This is a genomic window from Streptomyces sp. NPDC054840 (assembly GCF_053611065.1).
Genome location: NZ_JBSGZP010000504.1, coordinates 1 through 5,535, shown reverse-complemented (window position 1 = coordinate 5,535; position 5,535 = coordinate 1). Strand labels below are relative to the sequence as shown.

Sequence of the window (5,535 nt, the reverse complement as noted above, 5' to 3'; positions counted from 1 at the left end):
GTCGTCCGTCGGCGTGTCGGGCAGCGTGTCCGGCTCCGCTTCGGGTCGCGGTTCCGGCCGGTCCGGGTGCGCGAGGGTGGGTGCGTCGGCGTCCGTGAGCGTGTTCGCGAGCGTGTCCGTGTCCGCGGGCGTGGGCGTGGGCGCGGGTCCGGTGCCGGTGCCGGGGGCCTGCGCGGCGAGTTCGGCGAGGATGGCGTGGGCGAGGTTCTCGCGCCGGATCCGCTGGTCCACGTACAGCAGACTGCTGAACAGCTGGGTGTACCCGGTCTGGAACATCTGGCTCACGCCGGCGCCGACCATGATGCACAGGAAGCCGAACACGAGGGCGACGATCATGCCCGTCGACGGGTCGCCGCCTTCGGCCCCCTCGCCCGCCTCCGCCATGAGCGGGATCATCCCGAACATGCCGACGAGCTGGAAGGGCATCTGGATCAGGTAGGCGATGCTCATCGCGATCATGCTGCCGACCAGGGTGATGCCGAAGATCCGCCACCAGTCGCCCTTGACCAGCGCGGCCGAGCGGCGCAGCGCGGTCACGGGGCCGGCCTTCTCCATGACCGCCACGGCGGGGGCCAGGCTGAGCCGGGTCCCGAGCCAGACGGACACCGGGATGGCGGGCAGCAGGAGCAGAGGCAGGACGACCAGGGCCGCGGGTGACGGATCGTCGCCGGAGACGGAGACGACCATCACCGGAATCCACACCGCCACGGCGGCGAGCACGGGAGCGCCCGCGATCAGCCCCGTGAGCAGCAGCGCGCCCAGGACGGAGGGAGTCCGCCGCAGGGCCGTGCGCCACATCGCGCGGAAGGTGGTGGGCCGGCCGAGGACCGCCTGCTGGAGGACCGCCGGGCACACAGCGGTGAGCATGGCCATGCTCAGCAGCCCCACGGCCAACAGCAGCACGAACAGCGTGGCGCCGGCGACGATGATCGGGATGAGGTGCTCGGCCGCCGGGTCCTGCCCGTAGGGCGGGTCGAAGACCGGCTCGATGTGGTCGTAGACCGCGGCGACGGCGACGCCCGCCAGCAGGGCCATGACCAGCAGACAGAGGCCGAGCACGGCCAGCATCACGCCGGCCAGCTGCTTCCAGTGGCGGCCGATCGTGGCGAAGGAGGCGCTCACGACGTCCCCGAGGCCCAGGGCCTTCAGGGGTACCGCCCCGGGCTGCGGCGGTGGCGGTGGGGCCCACCCTCCCCACTGCGGCGCGCCCCCCGGGCCTCCCGGCCCGGTTGCCCCCGTGGATCCCCACCCTGCGTTCTGCGTCATGCGTGTGCTCCGTCTTCTCGTTCCCCCGGCGAAGGCACACCGTATATCAGCATGTCAGGAGCATGGCAGTGGGTTCCCGTGGATGCGTACGGGCGTACACATCGATGTGTACAGTCGTACGCATGCCTTACGTCATGCTTGCCGCGGCCATAGCGGCCGAGGTCGCCGGAACCACCGCCATGAAGTACAGCGACGGCTTCACGAAGCTGTGGCCGTCGCTGGGCACCCTGCTGGGCTACGCCATCGCCTTCACCCTGCTCGCACAGACGCTGAAGTCGATGTCGGTCGGCACGGCGTACGCGATATGGGCGGGCGTCGGCACCGCCGCGATCGCCGCCATAGGCATGGTGTTCCTGGGGGAGGCGGCCACCGCCGCCAAGATCGCCGGGATCGCCCTGGTGATCGGCGGCGTCATCCTGCTGAATCTCGGCGGGGCCCACTGATGCCCTCGGGCGTGCGGCGCCACGACCCGGACCGGCGGCAGCGGATCATCGACGCCGCGCTCCGCGTGGTGGGCGAGCGGGGCATCGCCGGGCTGACCCACCGAAGCGCGGCCGCGGCGGCCGACGTACCGCTCGGGTCGACGACGTACCACTTCAAGACGCTGGACGACCTGCTGGTCGCCGCGCTGCGCCAGACCCACGAGGGCCTCGCGCGGGCAGTGGCGCGTTCGGCCGCACGGGCCGACCCGGACGCGGACCTCGCCGGGGTCCTGGCGCGGCAGCTCGGGGAGTCCCTGGCGGCGAACCGGGGCCGGGTCGAGCTGGAGTACGAGCTCTACCTCGCGGCACTGCGCCGTCCGGCGCTGCGGCCGGTGGCGGCGCAGTGGCGTGAGGCGGTGTCGGCGGCGTTGACCCCGCGGACCGACCCGGTGACCGCGCGGGCGCTGGTGGCGGCAATGGACGGGATCGGCCTGCAGGTCCTGCTGACGGACGCCCCGTACGACGAGGCGTACGCCCACGAGGTCCTGCGGCGGATCATGCGTCAGGGCTGAGCGGGGTCCGCGGCGGTCGCGCCCGTGGAAGCGCTGCGGACCGCCGTCAGAGCCGTCCGCACGCTCGCCTCGATGTCCTGGATCGGGTAGATCACCTCGCGGATCGTGCGGTCGTGGTCGATGACCAGCGTCAGCCGCTTCATCCGGCTCGTGCCCGCCGTGCGGAACGTCGGCAGGCGCAGCGCGGCCGTCAGCGCCAGGTCCGCGTCCGACAGGAGCGGGAACCGCAGCCGCTCCTGCTCGGCGAACTCCCGCTGCTCGTCCGGGCGCTGGCTCGACACCCCGTGCACGGTGGCGCCGGCGGCGGTGAACTCCGCGAGCTGGTCGCGGTAGGTGCACGACTCGAACGTACAGCCCTTGGCGCCCGGGATCCCGGCCCAGCCGGGCGGGTAGGACTCGGCGCGCGCGTACGCGCCCGGGAAGCAGTACAGGACCGTGAACGGGCTGTCCGCCACCGGGTCGCTCAGCCCGCCGAAGCGGTCCGGCAGCAGCAGTGGCGGCACCCGCGTACCGCGCAGCGCGTGCACCCGCTCCGCCTCCCGTGAGGCCTCGTCGGTCGTCGCCGTCATCTCTCCCTCTCCCAGGACCCAGGTGTCTCCCCAGTCCTGGAGGGCCACCAGGACGGGCAGCAGCCCCCGCCCGCGCGGGGTGAGCCGGTACTCGTGCCGCACCGGACGCTCCTGGTACGGCTCGCGCGACAGCACCCCGGCCTCGACGAGCAGCTTCAGCCGCTCCGCCAGCACCTTGCGGGACATCCCCAGCTCGCGCTGGAGCTCGTCGAAGCGGTGCAGACCGCGCGCGGTGTCGCGCACGATCAGCAGCGTCCACCAGTCGCCCACCACGTCGAGGGCCTGGGCGATGGCGCAGTCCGCGTCGTCGAAGTGTGTGCGCTGGGCCATGGCACTCCTTTGTCCGTTGACCCAAGGCTGCCATGCTGACATAGTCAGTTCCTAAAGGGAACTGACTCGTGGAATGCAGGGGGGACACGGGTGTGCTGCAGGGGTTCAAGGACATACCGAGGGTTGTGTGGCTGCTGGCTGCGGGGGTCTTCGTCAACGCCGTCGTCAGCTTCACCTTCGTCTTCGTCTTCCTCTACCTGACGGGCCCGCGCGGCCTCGGCGCCGCCCAGGCCGGCCTGGTCGTCGGCCTCGGCGGCATCGGGCTGGTCGCCGGCAACTTCACCGGCGGCTGGTACGGCGACCGCTTCGGCCACCGCCGGGTGCTGCTCACCGCCTCCGCCCTCGGCGGCCTCGCCCTGACGGCGCTTCCGCTGCTGCCCACCCCACTGCTCTACGTGGCCCTGCCGGTGGCCCAGTACGCCTCCGGCGTGATCCGGGCCGCCAACTCCGCACTGGTCGCGGTGACCGTCCCGGAGGGAGCCCGCCGCCAGGCCTTCGCCCTCGTACGCTGCGTCTCCAACGGTGGATTCACCCTCGGGCCGCCGCTGGGCGCCCTGATCGCCACCGGCCTCTCCTACGACTGGCTCTTCGTCGGCGACGGCATCGGCACGCTCTTCTTCGCCCTCTGGACCGCGCGGGTCGTCCCGGCCCGCGGCGCTTCCCCCACCCCTGCGGCGGCCCGGGACGGGGGTCCGGGCCGCGGCGAACAGAACCTGTGGCGCGAACTGCGCGCCCGCCCCGCCGTACTGGTGCTGCTCGGCGCGATCTTGGTGACCGACGTCGTCTACCGCCAGCAGTACTCCACCTTCCCCGTCTTCCTCGCCGACCACGGCCTGGACGCGCGCGCCTTCGGGCTCGTCATCGCCCTCAACGGAGGGGTGATCCTGCTGCTGGAACTGCCCGCCGCCGTCGCGCTGCGCGAGCGGCCGGCCCTGCCGGTCATCGGCACCGGGATGGTGCTCGTCGGGGCCGGGTACGCGGCGCTGCTCCTGGGGGCCGGGATCGCGGGCGCCGTGGTGATGATGATCCTGCTGAGCCTCGGGGAGATCCTCTACAAGACCACCGCCACCGCCTACATGGCCGACCAGGCGCCCGAGCACGCCATCGGACGGTTCCAGAGCCTGTACGCGGGCGTCTCGGTCAGCGGGGTCGTCCTAGGGCCGCCGCTCGGCGGAGCCCTGTATTCCGTCGCACCCGCGCTGCTGTGGCCGCTCTGCGCGGTGCTGGCGGCGGGGGCGGGTGCGGCGCTGCTGGGCGCGCAGGCCCGGCAGGCCCGGCACGCGGCGCGACCCGCCCGACCGTCACATGAGACCGGTTCGCGACCGAAGGCCGTCGCCGGTTAGGTTTCGGATATGACTGCTACGCGTACCACCGGCGCCGTCGCCGCCGGACTTGCCACCATCACCGCCGACGGCACCGTCCTCGACACCTGGTTCCCCGCCCCCGAGCTGGTCGCCGAGCCCGGCCCGGTCGGCACCGAGCGCCTCACCGCCGACCAGGCCGTGGAGCTGCTGGGCGCCGCCGCGGCCAAGGCGATCCGCACGGACGCGGTCCGCGGCGTCGAGGTCGTAGCCGTCCGCACGGTCATCTCCTCCCTGGAGGACAAGCCGCTGGACGCGCACGACGCGTACCTGCGCCTGCACCTGCTCAGTCACCGCCTGGTCAAGCCGCACGGTCAGAACCTCGACGGCGTCTTCGGCCTGCTGACCAATGTCGCCTGGACCTCGCTGGGCCCGGTCGCCGTCGAGCAGGTCGAGACCGTCCGCCTCAACGCGCGCGCCGAGGGCCTGCACCTCCAGGTCACCTCGATCGACAAGTTCCCGCGGATGACGGACTACGTCGCGCCCAAGGGCGTGCGCATCGCCGACGCGGACCGCGTCCGGCTCGGCGCGCACCTCGCCGAGGGCACCACCGTCATGCACGAGGGCTTCGTCAACTTCAACGCCGGCACCCTCGGCACCTCCATGGTCGAGGGCCGCATCTCCGCCGGCGTCGTGGTCGGCGACGGCTCCGACATCGGCGGCGGCGCCTCCACCATGGGCACCCTCTCGGGCGGCGGCAAGCAGATCATCTCGATCGGCGAGCGCACCCTGATCGGCGCCGAGGCGGGCGTGGGCATCGCGCTGGGCGACGAGTGCGTGGTCGAGGCCGGCCTCTACGTGACCGCGGGCACCCGGGTGACCCTGCCGGACGGCCAGATCGTCAAGGCCCTGGAGCTCTCCGGCGCCGACAACATCCTCTTCCGCCGCAACTCGGTGACCGGCGCCGTCGAGGCCCGCCCGTACAAGGCGGCCTGGGGCGGCCTGAACGAGGTCCTGCACAGCCACAACTGACGCCCCGACGCGTAAGCCTGCACACGGGCGCCCTCCCGGGACC

At 72.7% G+C, this 5,535-nt stretch carries 6 protein-coding genes; 4 read left to right on the top strand and 2 right to left on the bottom strand.

What is annotated here, in order from left to right; all coding sequences use genetic code 11:
* A partial coding sequence (locus ACWGIU_RS28045) for a hypothetical protein (protein WP_453710350.1) occupies positions 1-1,122 on the bottom strand: 1,122 nt, incomplete at its 3' end.
* A gap of 266 nt (positions 1,123-1,388) precedes the next feature.
* Between ACWGIU_RS28045 and ACWGIU_RS28040 the strand changes: the two genes are divergently transcribed.
* Complete coding sequence (locus ACWGIU_RS28040; RefSeq protein WP_453710348.1) at positions 1,389-1,709, top strand: DMT family transporter; 321 nt, start codon at positions 1,389-1,391, stop codon at positions 1,707-1,709.
* Complete coding sequence (locus ACWGIU_RS28035; RefSeq protein WP_453710346.1) at positions 1,709-2,260, top strand: TetR/AcrR family transcriptional regulator; 552 nt, start codon at positions 1,709-1,711, stop codon at positions 2,258-2,260. The genes ACWGIU_RS28040 and ACWGIU_RS28035 overlap by 1 nt, the downstream gene beginning before the upstream one ends.
* Here the strand turns inward: ACWGIU_RS28035 and ACWGIU_RS28030 are convergent.
* Entirely contained in the window at positions 2,251-3,159 is a 909-nt protein-coding gene (locus tag ACWGIU_RS28030; protein ID WP_453710344.1) for a winged helix-turn-helix transcriptional regulator, read from the bottom strand. The two genes, ACWGIU_RS28035 and ACWGIU_RS28030, sit on opposite strands and share 10 nt — an antisense overlap.
* 68 nt (positions 3,160-3,227) lie before the next feature.
* Between ACWGIU_RS28030 and ACWGIU_RS28025 the strand changes: the two genes are divergently transcribed.
* Both ACWGIU_RS28025 and dapD read left to right on the top strand, forming a co-directional pair.
* Entirely contained in the window at positions 3,228-4,502 is a 1,275-nt protein-coding gene (locus tag ACWGIU_RS28025) for an MFS transporter (RefSeq protein ID WP_453710342.1), read from the top strand.
* Between the two features lie 9 nt (positions 4,503-4,511).
* A complete protein-coding gene (gene dapD, locus ACWGIU_RS28020) occupies positions 4,512-5,492 on the top strand; it encodes a 2,3,4,5-tetrahydropyridine-2,6-dicarboxylate N-succinyltransferase (protein ID WP_453710340.1) in 981 nt (326 codons plus the stop codon).
* Positions 5,493-5,535 lie beyond the last annotated feature (43 nt).